A 15,108-nucleotide genomic window follows, 5' to 3' on the forward strand; every position below is an offset into this window, starting at 1 on the left:
GGTCACCCTGCGTAGGTTTACGTCGTCCAGCATCTACCAAGTGGTCGACACCTCAACAAAGAGGATGTGCCATTCGAGCACACGAGGCGATGTCGCCGATCACCAATCAGCAGCAGCCCGAACTACGGATGGAGAAAGGGGCCGGGGCGGCGCCACACTGAGTTGAGGCGATGGCGACGACACGGGCCCACCTTCGAGCGCTCCGCATTTGAATGGTGGACGGACCGTCACAAATGACCTGCATTTCTCTGATGTTGCATATAAAGACAAATATCTGTACAAGCTATGTCGAACCCTGCCTAGACTCCCGGCATCGGAAGGCAACATCTACGGCTGGGGGTCGTTGTGAAGTCGCACGAGTGGACCTGAGCAAGCTTCTACTGTGACGAGAAGCGGGGTACGCTTCAGAGGCTCGATAGCCATCGGTTACCACATGAGGACGATGGGTGGCTTCTGAGGATCGACGTAACGAGACCGATCAGCGACTGACGTCGCTAGTCGGTCTCGTCGTCGTTCTGGCGGCCGCCTCGGCAACTGTTTCGCTCGTCAAAATCGGCACGGGCGGCCTCGCCACGACACCACCCGTCTGGGTCGCCGTCGCCTCCCTGGTCGCGGTCGGCTTCTCGGTGAAGGTACGAATCCGCATCCGAGCCAGCAACCACAACTTTGCTTGGACCGAAACCGCCATCATGATCGGTCTCGCCGTCGCTCCCGCGCCGGCGGTCATCCTGGCCACGGGCTGCGGGCTCGCGTTGGCCATGTTCCTCACCCGGGTAACGCCGTTCAAAACGGCGTTCGGCGTGGGGAAGAACATGCTGGTCGCCACTACGGCCGGCTTCGTGCTCCACATCGCCGGCTGGCGACTCGGCGACGACATCACCCACGCCATCCTCCCGTTCTCGGTCGCCTATGCAACCGCTGTGGTGCTGGACGAAGCGATCACCCTTCCCGTCATCTCGATGGCGACCGGGGAGCACCTCAGAGTTCTGTTCAAGGAGGATTGGGGGCTGCGGGTGGGGGCCGCAGTGGCCCGACTCCTGGTGATCATCGGGACCGTCTTCATTCTTCAAGCCGACGGCCGATTCCTACTGGCGGTGCCGCCACTGGTGCTGAGCCTGCACCTGCTCTATTCCAACCGCGTCAAGGCCCGTACCGAGCAGCAGGCCTGGCAGCGACTCGCCCGGACCACCGACGCGCTCAACGTGGTCGGCCTCGACCAGGTGCTCACCACCGCGGTCACCCAGGCCGCCGAACTCTTCTCCGCCGACGAGGTCGAGATCGAGCTGCGCGACGGGCGGCGCACGGTCCGCGGGGGCACCGGTGGCATCGCGTACGAAGGAGAAAGCCCCGAGCCCAGCACGGTGGACGGCACGGTCCTCCCGGTGGGGCTCGAGGGACACGAACGAACCGTCGACCTCGGCGTGCTGCGGCTGCGCTTCGCCGGCCCCGTGCAGCTCTCCGAGCGGGAGCAGTACACCCTGCGTACCTTCGCCTCGGCGTTGTGCACCGCGGTCCGCAACGCGCAGGCGTACGCCGAGCTGGCCCGGATCGCCGAGGAGCACGAGTACGCCGCCACCCACGACGCCCTGACCGGCCTCTCCAACCGCCGGCACCTGCTCGACGAGGGCACCGAGCAGCTCACCAACCGGCACGCCGACGGGGTCACCGCGCTGGTGCTGATCGACCTCAACCACTTCAAGGAGGTCAACGACACCCTCGGACACGGCGCCGGCGATCAGGTGCTGACGCAGGTCGCCGACCGGTTGCGGGCGGCGGCCAGCCCGGGTGACCTGGTTGCCCGGCTCGGCGGCGACGAGTTCGCCGTGCTGCTGCGCGGCCTGCCCGCCCCGGCGGTCGCGACGCACCGCGCCGAGTCGCTCCTCGGCACGCTGCACGAGCCGCTCGACCTGGACGGCATGCGGATCAGCGTGGAGGCCAGCGGCGGCATCGCCGTCGCCCCGACCAGCGGCGGAATGCCCGAGCTGCTCCGCCGCGCCGACGTGGCGATGTACCAGGCCAAGCGGACCGGCCAGCGGATCTCCACGTACGCCCCGACCCGCGACACCGCCGACCTGGGCCGGCTCACCCTCGGCGGTGAACTGCCCCGCGCGGTCGCCGACCACGAGTTCACCGTCACCTTCCAGCCGATCGTCGACCTGGGCAGCGGCGCGGCCATCGGCGCCGAGGCGCTGGCCCGCTGGCACCACCCGACCCACGGCATGATCGACCCGCTGCGGTTCCTGGAGGCGGTGGAACGCTCCGGGCTGCTGCCCGCGTTCGCGGAGGCGATCCTCGACCAGGCACTGATCGCGGCCGGCACCTGGCGGTCCGCCGGGTTCGACCTCCCGGTCTCGGTGAACGTGTCCCCGCGCAGCCTGCTCGACCCGCGCTTCCCCGGGGCGGTGCTGGCCCGGCTACGGGCGCACGACCTGCCGCCCGACCGGCTGGTGCTGGAACTGACCGAGACCCTCACGCTCAGCCAACTCGACGTCGTCGACCAGGTGCTCAGCCGACTCCGCGACTCCGGCGTACGGCTCGCGCTCGACGACTTCGGCACCGGCTACTCCTCGCTCTCCCTGCTCTCCCGCATTCCGGTGCACGAGCTGAAGATCGACCGCAGCTTCGTCACCGCCATGGAGAGCGCGCCCGAGGCCGCCGCGGTGATCCGCTCCACGCTGGACCTCGGCCGCAGTCTCGACCTGACCGTGGTGGCCGAGGGCGTGGAGAGCGAACCGCAGCGGCGGGCGCTGTGGGAGCTGGGCTGCGCCGCCGGCCAGGGTCATCTCTTCGCCCGGCCGCTGCCGGCCGGCGCGCTGCTCGCGGCCCTCAAGCGGGGCGCGGGCGGACAGCCCGGCGCGCTCGCCCCGCCGCTGCACGACGCGGGCGCGGTGATCCGCCTGCCCGGCCGCCGCACGGGAGGCAGGAACCGGACCGCCGGCAGCGCCAACACCGGCCGGACCGGCGAACGCGGCGGAGGCTGACCCGGTTGATCCGCTCAAGGTGCGGCAGGTCGGGCTCTCCCGGGACCGGGACACCGCGGTCTGCCGCAGGTGGAGTCGATCAAGCTTGGGAGCCCCCAGCGCAACCGGCCGGTCCGACGGGTCTGCCAGACTGGCCGGCGTGACCGCCGACCCCCACCGGGCCGCCCCCGCCACCCGTCGCTGGCAGGCCGTGGACTCCGCCGCCGGCGGCCTCGCCCTCGACCTGGGCCTCTACGCCGTCTCGGCGGTCTTCGCCGGGGTCACCGCCGGTACCTCCACCCTGGCACCGCACCGCGCCTGGGGCACCATCGCCGCCGTCGGCTACCTGCTGGCGACCCTCCTGGTGACCGGCCAACTCCTCGCCCGACGCCACCACCTCGGCACCACCCTGGCCGGGCTCCCCGCCCGCTGGGCAGTCACCGGATTCGCCTGGACCGCCACGGCGCTGCTGCCGATCGTGGCGCAGAGCGCGCAGCGGACGGCGGGGCGTACCGACCGGGCGCAGGAGGAGGTGGTGGTGGTCGAGCAGGCCGGCATCCGGCTCGTCGAACACGGCACCCCCTACCTGGGTCACGACGCGATCGCCGCGCTCCCGCCGGCGGAACAGCTGCTCGGCTACACCCCGTACCAGCCGGGAATGGCGCTGTTCGGGTTGCCCCGGGCCGCCGCCGACGCCTGGTGGACCGACGCCCGGGTGTGGTTCGCCCTGGTCACCGCGCTGGTGCTGGCCACCGCCGTGGCCACCCTGCGCGCCGCGCCCGCCCCCGACGCGCCCCGCCGGGACGCCGCCGTGCTGCGCGGCGTCCAGGCCGCCACCGTCCTGCCGCTCTGCGCGCTCACCCTGGCCACCGGCGGCGACGACCTGCCCGTACTCGCGCTCTGCCTGCTCGCGCTGGCCCTCGCCGCCGCCGGCCGACCCGGCCGGGCCGGCGTCGCCGTCGGGGTGGCCGGCGCGCTGAAGCTCTTCGCCTGGCCGGTGGCGCTCGTGCTGGTCTGCTGGGCCGTCACCCGCCGGGCCGGCCTGCGGACCGCCCTCGGCGCCCTCGGCCTGCCGGCGGTCGCCCTCCTCCCCGCCCTGCTGGTCGACCGGGATGCCCTGGTGGAGAACGTGCTGCGCTTCCCGCTCGGGCACGGGCTGGTGACCAGCCCCGCACAGTCCCCGTTCCCCGGCCACCTGATCGCCGCCGCGCTGCCCGCCGGCCGGATCGTCGCCGCCGCGCTGCTGGTCGCGGTGGGGGTGGCGATCACCGTCCGGCTGCTGCGCCGCCCGCCGCGCACCGCCGCCTCCACCGCGCTGATCTGCGGGTACGGGCTGCTCGCGGCGATCCTGCTGATGCCCTCCACCCGGTTCGGCTACCTGCTCTACCCGGTCGCCCTGCTGGTGCTGGCCCCGGCGCTGGTGCTGGCGGAGACCCGCGACCGCCGGGCGGTGCCCGCCTGACCGGCATTCCGGAAACTCCCGGACGCGGCCCGCCGGCAGGGCGTACACCTGAGGACATGACCACCTACCGCGACCGGGCCGACGCGGGCCGAAGACTCGCCGACAAGCTCACCGACCTCGCCGGGCGACCGGACGTCATCGTCCTCGGGCTGGTACGCGGCGGCGTGGAGGTCTCCCGGGTGATCGCCGAGCGGCTCGGCGTGTCCATGGACGTGCTCGTAGTCCGCAAGCTCGGCGTGCCGTACGCGCCCGAGGTGGCCTACGGCGCGCTCGGGCCCGGCGGCGTGCAGGTGCTCAACGAGATGGTCGCCGACCGGATCGGCGAGGCCGAACGCGCCGAGGTGCGGCAGCGGGAGCAGGCCGAACTGGAGCGCCGCGAGCGCCTCTACCGGGCCGGCCGCCCGCCGCTCGACCTCACCGGGCGAACCGCGGTCATCGTCGACGACGGCCTGGCCACCGGCGCCACCGCCCGCGCCGCCGTGCAGGTCGCCCGCCACCTCGGCGGGGCCCGGGTCATCGTGGCGGTGCCGGTCGGCTCCCGGGAGGCGTACGAGATGCTGGCCGCGGAGGCCGACCAGGTGGTCATCCTGGAGACCCCGCCCGACTTCATGGCGGTCGGCGCGTACTACGAGGACTTCCACGAGGTCTCCGACGACGAGGTGACGGAAACGCTCAAGGCCACCGCGTGAGTCCACCGGGTACCGTCGGTCCCATGCAGCTCACCTGCCCCAAGTGTCACGGAGACATGCGCCAGTACGAGCGCAGCGGAGTCGTCATCGACCAGTGCGGCGAGTGCCGCGGCATCTTCCTCGATCGCGGCGAGCTCGAAAAGCTGTTCGAGGCCGAGGCGAACTGGAACCGCCAGCACGGCGCACCGCAGCAGGCGGCCCCGGCGACCGGCGGCTACACCCCGCCGCCACCACCACCGCCCGCCGCCCCGCACCAGCCCGGGTACGGCGCCGTCCCGCCGCCCCCTCCGCCGCCGCCCGGTCACGGCTACGCGCAGCCCGCGTACGGCCACGGCCAGCACTACGGCTACCACGGCCACTACCGGCGCAAGAAGCACCACGGCTTCCTCGGCGAACTCTTCGACTGACCGGAGTGGCGGGCCGGGCCGTCCACCGGCCCGGCCGCCCGCCGTCGTGCCGACCGGGCGCAGCCGTGGCAGTCTGCACCTCATGACCGCGATCCGGCAGCACGAGGCGCTCGGCCAGGCGTACGAAGGGATCACCGCGGTGGTCGGCGGGCTCGACGACGCCGACCTGCAACGGCCGACCCGCTGCCGCGGCTGGCTCGTCGCCGACCTGCTCTTCCACGTCCTCTGCGACGCCCAACGGGCCCTGGTCACGCTGGCCAGCCCCGCCGAGGGGCCGGCCGACGTGGACGACGTCAGCTACTGGCGCGCCTTCGCGGGCGGCGCCAGCGACGCCGGCGCGCGGCACGCCTGGTGGGCCCGCCGCTCGGCGGCCGCGTTCGAACGGCCCAGCGGCGTCGTGCGGATCTGGACCGACACCGCCCCCGCCGCCGTCCGGGCGGCCGCCGCCGCTGATCCGGACGGGCACGTCGCCACCCAGGGCCACGTGCTGCGCGTACCGGATTTCCTCGCCACCCTGACCACCGAGGCGGTCATCCACCATCTCGACCTGGTGGTGGACCTGCCCGCCGCTCCGCTCCCCGCCGAGGCGCCGACCCGCGTCGCGGTGACCACCGTGGACGGCCTGCTCAGCGACGACACCGTCCGACCCGCCGGCTGGGACGACCCGGAGTATCTGCTCAAGGCCACCGGCCGGCTGCCGCTCACCGACCGCGACCGGCGCGACCTGGGCGAGGCCGCGGGCTGGTTCCCGCTGCTCGGCTGACTACGCCGTGGGTCAGACGATGGCCATGTCGACGAAGCGGGAAAGATGCAGCTGGGCGGCCACGGTCACGGTGTCGGTCGGGCCATTTCGGTGCTTGGCCACAATAAAGTCCGCCTCCCCGGCGCGTGGCGACTCCTTGTCGTAGTAGTCGTCGCGGTGGAGCAGGATGACAACGTCGGCGTCCTGCTCAATTGATCCCGATTCGCGCAGGTCGGAGAGCTGCGGTCGCTTGTCCGTACGCTGCTCGGGACCACGGTTCAGCTGGGACACCGCGATCACCGGGCACTCGACCTCCTTGGCCAGCAGCTTGAGGCCACGGGACAGGTCGGCGACCTCCTGCTGCCGGCTCTCGGTGCGCTTCGGCGAGGTCATCAGCTGGAGGTAGTCGACCACGATCAGCTTGAGATCGTGCTTCTGCTTGAGCCGCCGCGCCTTGGACCGGATCTCCATCAGGTTCATGCTCGGCGTGTCGTCGACGAAGAGCGGTGCCTCGCTGATCTCGCCCATGCAGCGGGCCAGCTTGGTCCAGTCGTCGTCGGAGAGTTGGCCGCTGCGCAGCACGTGCAGCGGCACCCGGGCCTCGGCCGAGAGCAGTCGCATGACGATCTCGACCTTGCTCATTTCCAGCGAGAAGATCGCCGACGCATGGTTCGAGCGAATGGATGCATTTCGGGCAAAGTCCATGGATGCTGTTGACTTGCCCAAACCCGGCCTGCCCGCCACGATAATGAGTTGGCCCGGGTGCAGGCCGTTGAGCAGCCGGTCGAGGTCGCTGAACCCGGTCGGCACGCCGGTCATCACGCCACCCTGGGCGCCGACGGCCTCGATCTCGTCCAGCGTCGGCTGGAGCATGTCGGCCAGTACGGCGAAGTCCTCGCTGACCCGCTTCTCGGTGACCTCGTAGACGGCCTGCTGGGCCAGGTCGACGACGTCGTCGACGTCCCGGCTGCCGCCCTGGCCGGTGCCGTACCCGAGCTGGACGATCTTGGTGCCGGCCTCGACCAGGCGGCGCAGCACCGCTCGCTCGCCGACGATCCGGGCGTAGTAGGCGGCGTTGGCGGCGGTGGGCACGCTGGCGATCAGCGTGTGCAGGTACGGCGCGCCACCGATCCGGGCCAGGTCGCCGGAGTCGGCCAGCGCGGCCGCGACGGTGATCGGGTCGGCGGGCTCGCCGCGGCCGTAGATGTCGAGGATCGCGTCGAAGATGGTGGCGTGCACCGGCCGGTAGAAGTCGTTGGACTTCAGGATCTCGACGACGTCGGCGATGGCGTCCTTGGACAGCAGCATGCCGCCGAGGACGCACTGCTCCGCAGCCACGTCCTGGGGCGGGGTCTTCTCGAACTGCGCGTCTCGCTGCGGCGGCGCGGGCGACGGCCCCCCGGTCCGCTCCGTCCGCTGGTCGTCGGTGACCGACACGGGTCCCCCCTCGCTGCGTCGGATCGAATCCAGGTCTACCGCCGGGGTCTGACAGCTCCGACGACCCTCCGGTCGATCGGGGGCCATCGCCCGGACGGTCGGGGGACCACGATACGGAACCCGAGGTCAGGCCCTCAACAATGCCGGTGGACGAGCCTCGGGACAACCTGTGGACGCCGAGCGAAGGACATGTGCGCAGGGTGTGCACAGGTTGTGGAAAAGTGTTGGCAGATTCTGTCCACAAGCATCCTGAGCTGGGATTCCTTAATCCCCACCCTGTGGACGACAGATTTCGGGTGGAGCCTCTGAGCCGTTCGTCCCGTACTATCTCTGCGAACGGCTACACCTGGACAGCGGATTGCGCTTTCGGTTGAGAAGGGTCACGCTCCGGCCGTGAGTTACCGGGACTGGGGAAGCGGGGAGGGCAGGCCGCGCGAGCGCCAGCCGATCGCCCCGTGGGACGATCCCGGCGAGCCGTTCCCGGGAGACCAGACGCCCGGGCGTTACCGCACGCCGAGCCGTCGTCGGGCGATCGAGCGCGGCCAGGACGAGCCGGTCGACACGTACCTTCCCCGGTGGGCGGTGGAGTCCGGCGTGAGTCGGACGGACGGCGGGGGACGGCACGCCGCCCCAAACGACGACGAGAACTTCGAGCCGCCGTACTCCGGCGGTGGCTCGGGCGCCGGCGGCGGGTGGCGCCGCGAGGGCGACCGCCGTGAACTGCAAGCCATCGACGCCGGCCCGGCGAGCGAGCACACCGCCGAGTGGACCCTCGACACCCCGCAGGAGCAGGGGTACGTGGGGAGCCGCCGGGCCGAGCCGGGCGAGGACGATCCGGTGTCCGGTCCGGTCCCGCGCAGCCGGCCACGGCGTGCTCCGGCCCGGCGACCGCAGGTGACCTGGTCCGGGCTGGCGGACGGCACGTCGCCGGGCACGGAGGGCGACTGGTGGGAGTCAGGTTCGACCGGGCGCGCCCGGTGGGCGGGCTCCGGCGATTCCTGGTCCCGGCCGGCGGCCGATTCGTGGAGCCGGGGCCGGTCGGTCGAGGCGGATCCGGCGGAGCGGCCGGCGGTCGACCCGTGGGACGCCTCCGGGGTGCACGCGTGGGACCGGTCGGCCGCCGACCGATGGGACGACACGGCCCGGTGGGAGCGTACGGAGCACACCGGCGAGTGGGCCCGCGTCACGGACACCGGCCAGTGGCACGGGTCCACCGCGGACACCGGCCAGTGGAGCCGGTACGCCGAGGTCGACCAGTGGGACCGGACGGTGCCGCCGACGCCGGTCCGGGAGGGTTGGGCATCGGCGGAGCAGGCCGAGGCTTTCTGGTCCGGGACCCGGCTGGCCGGTGACGATCCGCGCTGGATGGAGACGCCGACGTCCGCACCGCGCTCGCCGGTGGTCCCGTACACCGCTCCCCGCCCGCGTACGACGCGCCGCCCGGTCGATCCGGTGGACGCGGGCCGGGGCGGGGCGTCGACCCCGCGCCGGCGGGTGGAGGCGGTCGGCGGCGGATCGTGGAGCCGTCGGCTGGAGGACGACCTGCTCGACCCGGATCCGGGCGGTCCGCTCCGGCCGCTGGTCTACACCGCCGCCTGTTACCTGCTGCCGGCGCTGCTGGCCTTCGTCGGGCTGCTGTTCCTCGACGGGCAGGCCCCGGCGGGCTGTGTCACGGACATCACCGGTGGCGGCTGTGACTCCCCGCGGACGCACGCCTTCGCCTCGCTGATCGCCGGCGCCCCGCGGTTCGGGCTGGCCCTGGTGAGCAGCCTGGTCGTGGCGGTGGTGCTGCGCCGGGTCGGGACGACGTGGCGGTCGGCGACGGTGGCGCTGTCGGCGGCGGTCGTCGGCGGCGGCCTCTCCACCGTGGTGATCAGCGCGGTGACCGGCCAGCCGATCGGCTGAACGCTGCCGGGCGAGCGCTGTCGGGCAAGCGAAAGGGCCCGCACCGGAGTCCGGTGCGGGCCCTTCGTCGTGCTCGGTGTCAGCCCTTGACGACGTTCAGGTCGAACTTGGCGCTCACCTCGGGGTGCAGCTTGATGCTCACCGGGTAGGAGCCGAGGGCCTTGATGTGGCCGGGCAGCTCCAGCCGGCGACGGTCCAGGCTGGGACCACCGGCGGCCTTGACGGCGTCGACGATCTCGGCCGGGGTGACCGAACCGAAGAGCCGGCCGCCGTCGCCGGCGCGGGCCTTCAGGTTGACCTTCAGGCCCTCGATCTGGGCCTTGACCTCGTTGGCGTGGCCGAGGTCGCGGATCTCGCGGGCCGAGCGGGCCCGCTTGATGACCGTGACCTGCTTCTCCGCGCCCTTGGTCCAGACGATCGCGAAGCCCTGCGGCAGCAGGTAGTTACGGCCGTAGCCGTCCTTCACCTCGACGATGTCGCCCGGGGCACCGAGGCCGGACACCTCCTGAGTCAGGATGATCTTCATGTCGGTGCCTCCTCTCAGCGGGTCGTGGCCGTGTACGGCAGGAGCGCCATCTCGCGGGCGTTCTTGACCGCACGGGCGATCTGCCGCTGCTGCTGCGAGGTCACGCCGGTCACCCGCCGAGCGCGGATCTTGCCGCGGTCGGAGATGAACTTGCGCAGCAGCGCGGTGTCCTTGTAGTCGATGTAGGTGATCCCGTCCTTGTCGAGCGGGTTCACCTTCTTCTTCGGCTTGCGAAGTGCCGCAGCCTTGGCCATTGCTCTTGCTCCTGGTTTGCGATCGCGGGCGCTCGGCGCCATTAGAACGGGGGCTCCTCGTCGAAGTTTCCGCCGCCCGAACCACCGCGCGAGGGAGCCGGGGAGGCCGAGGCCCAGGGGTCGTCGAAGTTGCCTCCGCCGCCGCCCTGGCCACCACCACCACCGAAGCCGCCACCGCCGCCGGAGCGGGACATCTTCTGCACCTTCGCCGTGGCGTAGCGCAGCGACGGGCCGATCTCGTCGACCTCCAGCTCGATGACGGTGCGCTTCTCACCCTCTCGGGTCTCGTACGACCGCTGACGCAGCCGGCCGGACACGATCACCCGGGCGCCGCGCTGCAGCGACTCGGCGACGTTCTCGGCGGCCTGCCGCCAGACCGTGCACGAGAGGAACAGCGGCTCGCCGTCCTTCCACTCGCCGGACGCCTTGTCCATGAAGCGGGGCGTCGAGGCGACCCGGAACTTGGCGACCGCCGCCCCGGAGGGGGTGAACCGCAACTCGGGGTCATCGGTCAGGTTGCCGATGACCGTGATGGTGGTGTCTCCTGCCATGACCATCTCCTCGCGCACTCATCGTTTCGCCCTCACAGGCTCTCAGAGCCGTCTGACAGCGTCGATGAGGCTTGATCCGGACGTGCCGGGTCAGATGCTCAGCGCATCTCCGGCCGGATGACCTTGGTGCGCAGCACGGACTCGTTGAGTCGCAGCTGACGGTCCAGCTCAGCCACCGCCTCCGGCGTCGCCTGGAGGTCGACGACGGCGTAGATGCCCTCGGCCTTCTTGTTGATCTCGTACGCGAGGCGCCGGCGGCCCCACACGTCGGTCTTCTCCACCGAGCCACCCGCGGTCCGGATCACGTTCAGGTACGTGTCGAGCGACGGGGCGACGGTGCGCTCCTCGAGGCTGGGGTCGAGGATCACCATGATCTCGTAATGACGCAAGACGTGCTCACCTCCTGTGGGCTAAGCGGCCACGGTCCTTCCGTGGCAGGAGGTCGTGCGTCGTGGCCCGTGCCCGGTGTCGGGGGAACCCGGCCGGACGCGGACAACCGGACCAGGATACCCGGTCCAGACGATCATGTCCGGGCCGGTCGGACGCGGGGTCCCGGGCGCGGCGACAGGGGTCCACCTCCGGCGTCGGAGGTGGACCCCTGTCCACGGGGCCGCGGGGCGTCCCGTCCGCATTCCTTGGGTGGGACCTGGGGAGGAACGACCACACCGATGAGGTTGGATCGAGGACGCCCCGCGGAGCTTTATTGTGTTGTCACCTGGTCTGACCATACAACGGCTCTCGTCACCTCTTGGGGTAAATGGAGGAATTTGCCCGGCGGATCTGCCGAGAGCCGTCCGTTGTGACGAGCCGGGTCACGCCCCGCCATGCCGGGCCGCACGGCGGGGCGTCCCGTTTCCGGGTGGTCTTCCCCTCGCCCGGGCGCGCTGTGGACCCGCGTCCGGTCGGAGCGTCGACCATCAATCCCACCTCGGACAACGACCACCGGGCCGGCAGGTGACGCTGGTCGCCGCCCCGACCACCGAGGCGCGCGCCGGTCCGCACACCGCAACCGGCCCGCCGCGGTCGTCCCGCGCGTCGGGGCCGCGACGTAGGCTGCCCTCCATGCGAATCGGAGCCCACGTCGATCCGACCGACCCGCTGGCCGAGGCGGCCGCCCGCGACGCCGAAGCGGTGCAGTTCTTCCTCTCCGATCCCCAGGGATGGAAGGCCCCGAAGCCCCGGGAGGACGCCGAACGCCTGCGCGACGCCGACGTCGACCTCTACGTCCACGCGCCGTACGTGATCAACGTGGCCACCCTGAACAACCGGATCCGCATCCCGAGCCGCAAGCTGCTCCTCGGCCACGCGTCCGCCGCCGCGGCGGTCGGGGCCAAGGGCTTGATCGTGCACGGCGGCCACGTCAACGCGGGTGACGACCTCGCGGTCGGCTTCGACAACTGGCGCAAGACCTTCGCGTACGCGGCGGACTCGGGCGGCTTCCCGCTGCCGGTCCTGATCGAGAACACTGCCGGCGGGGACAACGCCTGCGCCCGCCACCTCGACGCGCTGGCCCGGCTCTGGGACGCGCTCGGCGATTACGAGGTGGGCTTCTGCCTGGACACCTGCCACGCGTACGCCGGCGGCGAGGAACTGCTGGGCCTGGTCGACCGGGTCAAGGCGATCACCGGCCGGATCGACCTGATCCACGCCAACAACTCCAAGGGCGCGTTCGACTCGGGGCAGGACCGGCACGACAACCTGACCGGCGGGACGATCGATCCCGAGTTGGTGGTGGCGCTGATCCGGGCGGCCGGGGCGCCGGTCATCGTGGAGACCCCGGGCGGGGTGGAGGGCCAGGCGGCCGACATCGCCTTCCTGCGTGCGCAGCTGGGGGCCGTGGCATGACCACCGAGCAGTCCGACGCGACCGCCGCCGGCCGCCCCGTCGAGCCCTCCGCCACCGGCGGATCCGACCGGACCGGCGGCGGACCGGCACCGGCCACGTCGACGGCGGGCGAGGGGTCGACGCCCCCTTCCGGTCCCGCCGCCGCCGGGAGCACGGGCGCGGAGGCGACCGAACGGGGGACCGGACCGGGTGACGCCGGCAGCGACCGGGCCCCGGACGGCACCGGCACGGACGTGACCACCGCGACGACGGGTCCGGGCGACGCGACCGCCGGAGCCGGCGCGAAAGCCGCCACGGGCGGGTCCGCCGACGGCGCGGCATCCGCCACCGGCGTCGGTGCGGCCGCCGACAAGGCCCATACCGGAGAGGCGGAGCCCACCGATCCCGCGACGGCCGACGACACGACCCGTGCCGGGAAGGCGGACCCGACCGATCCCGTGAAGACGGACGAGAAGGCCGAACCCGCGGACGCTACGAAGCCGGACGACCCGTTCACCGCATTCGGCCCCGCCCCGGATCCGGTGTTCGGCCGCCCCCGTCGGGCCGTCCGCGCGGTGGGCCGGTTCCTGGTCCACGAGTGGACCCTGGCCACCGTCGCCGCGCTGGCGCTCGCCGTCCTGATGACCTGGCCGACGCTGCGCTATCCGGCCTACACGCTGCCCCAGGACTATTGGGACCCGAGCCTCCAGGCCTGGCAGATGGCCTGGTCGGGGCACATCCTGCTGACCGACCCGACGCAGCTGTGGAACTCCAACGCCTTCTTCCCCGACCCGTGGAGCTTCGCCTTTTCGGACACGCTCCTCGGGTACGCCCCGGCCGGCATGATCGGGCACGGTCCCGAGGCCGCCCTGGTGCGCTACAACATCATGTTCGTGCTGGCGCACGCGCTCGCCACGCTCGGGGCGTACGCGCTGGCCCGGCAGCTGGGCGCGGGCCGGATCGGGGCCGCGGTGGCCGGGGCCAGCTACGCCTACGCTCCCTGGCTGCTGGCGCAGGCCGGGCACCTGCACATCATCTCCAACGGCGGGATCCCGTTGGCGCTGGCGATGCTCGCCCGGGGCCACGGCTGGTCCCTGCGGTACGGGTACCGCCCGGAGCGCCGGCACGCCAGCTGGGCGTTCACCGGCTGGCTGGTGGCGGCCTGGCAGCTCAGCCTGGGCTTCGGCATCGGCCTGATGTTCGCGTACCTGTTGGGCGGCATCGTGCTGGTGTCGGCGGTGCTCTGGTTCGCCCGGCGCTGGGTGGTGCGGCCGGTCAAGCGGCCCTTCGGCGGCCGACTGTTCCTCGCCGACCTGCTCGGCGGGCTGCTCTTCGGCGCGGTCGGGGCGCTGCTGGCGGTGCCCTTCTTCAAGGTCGCGGAGCTGCACCCGAACGCGGCCCGGACGCTCGGCGACATCGCCATCTACTCGCCGCCGGCGAGCGGTTTCCTCACCGCCCCGGCAGAGTCGCGGGTCTGGGGTGGGCTGCACGAGGGCGCGCGGGCGGCGCTGCCCTGGCACCCCGAGATGACCCTGCTGCCCGGCTACGCGCTCTACGCCCTGGCCGCCGGCGGACTGTTCTTCTCGGTCTGGCGGGTCCGGCACCGGCTCTACCTGCTCGCCGGGGTGCTGGTCAGCATGGTCCTGGCGATGGGCACCCGGTTCTTCGGCGGCACCTGGACCTTCGTGCCGCTCTTCGAGTACCTGCCGGGGTGGAACGGGCTGCGCACGCCGGGCCGGCTGATGCTCTGGGCCACCCTGTTCCTCGGCCTGCTCGCCGCGGGCGCGGTCACCGCCTTCTGCGCCCGGGTACGCGAGCTCGCCGCGGAGCGGGTCCCGCCGTGGCCCGGGCCGTGGCTGCGACTGGCCACTCTGCTGCCGCTGCTGCTGGTGATCGTCGAGGGTCTGAACGTCACGCCGCACCCGGTGGTGCCGCAGCAGCCGGCGGTGATGCGCACGGTGGACGGGCCGATGCTGGTCCTACCGAGCAGCCAGAACCTGGACCAGCCGGTGATGGTCTGGTCGACCAGCCGGTTCCAGCAGATGGTCAACGGCGGCAGTGGCTTCACCCCGGAAACCCAGGCGAAGGTACGCGACGTCAGCGTCGGCTTCCCCGATCAGCCCAGCATCGAGTACCTCCGGCAGCTCGGAGTGAAGAACGTGGTGGTGCTCCGGAACAACCTCGGCGGGACCCCGTGGGAGCGGATCCTCGACAAGCCGGTCGACGGGCTGGGGGTGACCCGCGAGGAGGTCGGCGACGCGGTCGTCTACCACCTGTGACGCGGATCGACGTGCCGGTGGGGCGTCCCGTTCGGATTCGAACGGGCGCCCCACCGTTGTGCGGTGCGACAC

Annotated in this window: 13 protein-coding genes; 8 read left to right on the forward strand and 5 right to left on the reverse strand. The window is 72.1% G+C overall.

The window, feature by feature from the left end; genetic code table 11:
* Positions 1 to 446 precede the first annotated feature (446 nt).
* From ACZ6S5_RS05625 to ACZ6S5_RS05645, 5 genes are all read left to right on the forward strand, one after another.
* A complete protein-coding gene (locus tag ACZ6S5_RS05625; RefSeq protein WP_465998081.1) occupies positions 447 to 2,981 on the forward strand; it encodes a putative bifunctional diguanylate cyclase/phosphodiesterase in 2,535 nt (844 codons plus the stop codon).
* 139 nt (positions 2,982 to 3,120) lie between these two features.
* A complete protein-coding gene (locus ACZ6S5_RS05630) occupies positions 3,121 to 4,422 on the forward strand; it encodes a glycosyltransferase 87 family protein (RefSeq protein ID WP_465998083.1) in 1,302 nt (433 codons plus the stop codon).
* A 56-nt stretch (positions 4,423 to 4,478) separates the two neighbouring features.
* A complete protein-coding gene (locus tag ACZ6S5_RS05635; RefSeq protein ID WP_465998085.1) occupies positions 4,479 to 5,111 on the forward strand; it encodes a phosphoribosyltransferase in 633 nt (210 codons plus the stop codon).
* A gap of 23 nt (positions 5,112 to 5,134) precedes the next feature.
* The gene (locus tag ACZ6S5_RS05640; protein WP_465998087.1) at positions 5,135 to 5,518 is read left to right on the forward strand and encodes a TFIIB-type zinc ribbon-containing protein; all 384 of its coding nucleotides are present in this window, start codon (positions 5,135 to 5,137) and stop codon (positions 5,516 to 5,518) included.
* Positions 5,519 to 5,600: 82 nt separating this feature from the next.
* Positions 5,601 to 6,281, forward strand: a complete 681-nt coding sequence (locus ACZ6S5_RS05645) for a maleylpyruvate isomerase N-terminal domain-containing protein (RefSeq protein WP_465998089.1) — start codon at positions 5,601 to 5,603, stop codon at positions 6,279 to 6,281.
* Positions 6,282 to 6,293: 12 nt separating this feature from the next.
* Here the strand turns inward: ACZ6S5_RS05645 and dnaB are convergent, their stop codons facing one another.
* A complete protein-coding gene (dnaB, locus tag ACZ6S5_RS05650) occupies positions 6,294 to 7,697 on the reverse strand; it encodes a replicative DNA helicase (protein WP_465998091.1) in 1,404 nt (467 codons plus the stop codon).
* Between the two features lie 393 nt (positions 7,698 to 8,090).
* Here dnaB and ACZ6S5_RS05655 point away from each other — a divergent pair, with 393 nt between their 5' ends.
* Positions 8,091 to 9,602 carry a hypothetical protein gene (locus ACZ6S5_RS05655; protein WP_465998093.1) on the forward strand — a complete coding sequence of 504 codons (1,512 nt, stop codon included), beginning with the start codon at positions 8,091 to 8,093 and terminating at the stop codon, positions 9,600 to 9,602.
* A 79-nt stretch (positions 9,603 to 9,681) separates the two neighbouring features.
* Here ACZ6S5_RS05655 and rplI read toward each other — a convergent pair whose 3' ends face one another.
* The 4 genes from rplI to rpsF all read right to left on the reverse strand — a co-directional run bounded on the left by rplI (position 9,682) and on the right by rpsF (position 11,322).
* Positions 9,682 to 10,128, reverse strand: a complete 447-nt coding sequence (rplI, locus tag ACZ6S5_RS05660) for a 50S ribosomal protein L9 (RefSeq protein ID WP_465998095.1) — start codon at positions 10,126 to 10,128, stop codon at positions 9,682 to 9,684.
* A 14-nt stretch (positions 10,129 to 10,142) separates the two neighbouring features.
* The gene (gene rpsR, locus ACZ6S5_RS05665; RefSeq protein ID WP_013289355.1) at positions 10,143 to 10,382 is read right to left on the reverse strand and encodes a 30S ribosomal protein S18; all 240 of its coding nucleotides are present in this window, start codon (positions 10,380 to 10,382) and stop codon (positions 10,143 to 10,145) included.
* A 41-nt stretch (positions 10,383 to 10,423) separates the two neighbouring features.
* The gene (locus ACZ6S5_RS05670) at positions 10,424 to 10,951 is read right to left on the reverse strand and encodes a single-stranded DNA-binding protein (protein WP_199737222.1); all 528 of its coding nucleotides are present in this window, start codon (positions 10,949 to 10,951) and stop codon (positions 10,424 to 10,426) included.
* An 80-nt stretch (positions 10,952 to 11,031) separates the two neighbouring features.
* On the reverse strand, positions 11,032 to 11,322 hold the full coding sequence (gene rpsF / locus ACZ6S5_RS05675; protein ID WP_013736576.1) for a 30S ribosomal protein S6: 291 nt from the start codon (positions 11,320 to 11,322) through the stop codon (positions 11,032 to 11,034).
* Positions 11,323 to 11,995: 673 nt separating this feature from the next.
* Between rpsF and ACZ6S5_RS05680 the strand changes: the two genes are divergently transcribed.
* On the forward strand, positions 11,996 to 12,778 hold the full coding sequence (locus ACZ6S5_RS05680) for a deoxyribonuclease IV (protein WP_465998097.1): 783 nt from the start codon (positions 11,996 to 11,998) through the stop codon (positions 12,776 to 12,778).
* On the forward strand, positions 12,775 to 15,036 hold the full coding sequence (locus ACZ6S5_RS05685) for a hypothetical protein (RefSeq protein ID WP_465998099.1): 2,262 nt from the start codon (positions 12,775 to 12,777) through the stop codon (positions 15,034 to 15,036). The genes ACZ6S5_RS05680 and ACZ6S5_RS05685 overlap by 4 nt, the downstream gene beginning before the upstream one ends.
* Positions 15,037 to 15,108: the final 72 nt, after the last annotated feature.

The organism is Micromonospora sp. NPDC051924, assembly GCF_055586005.1.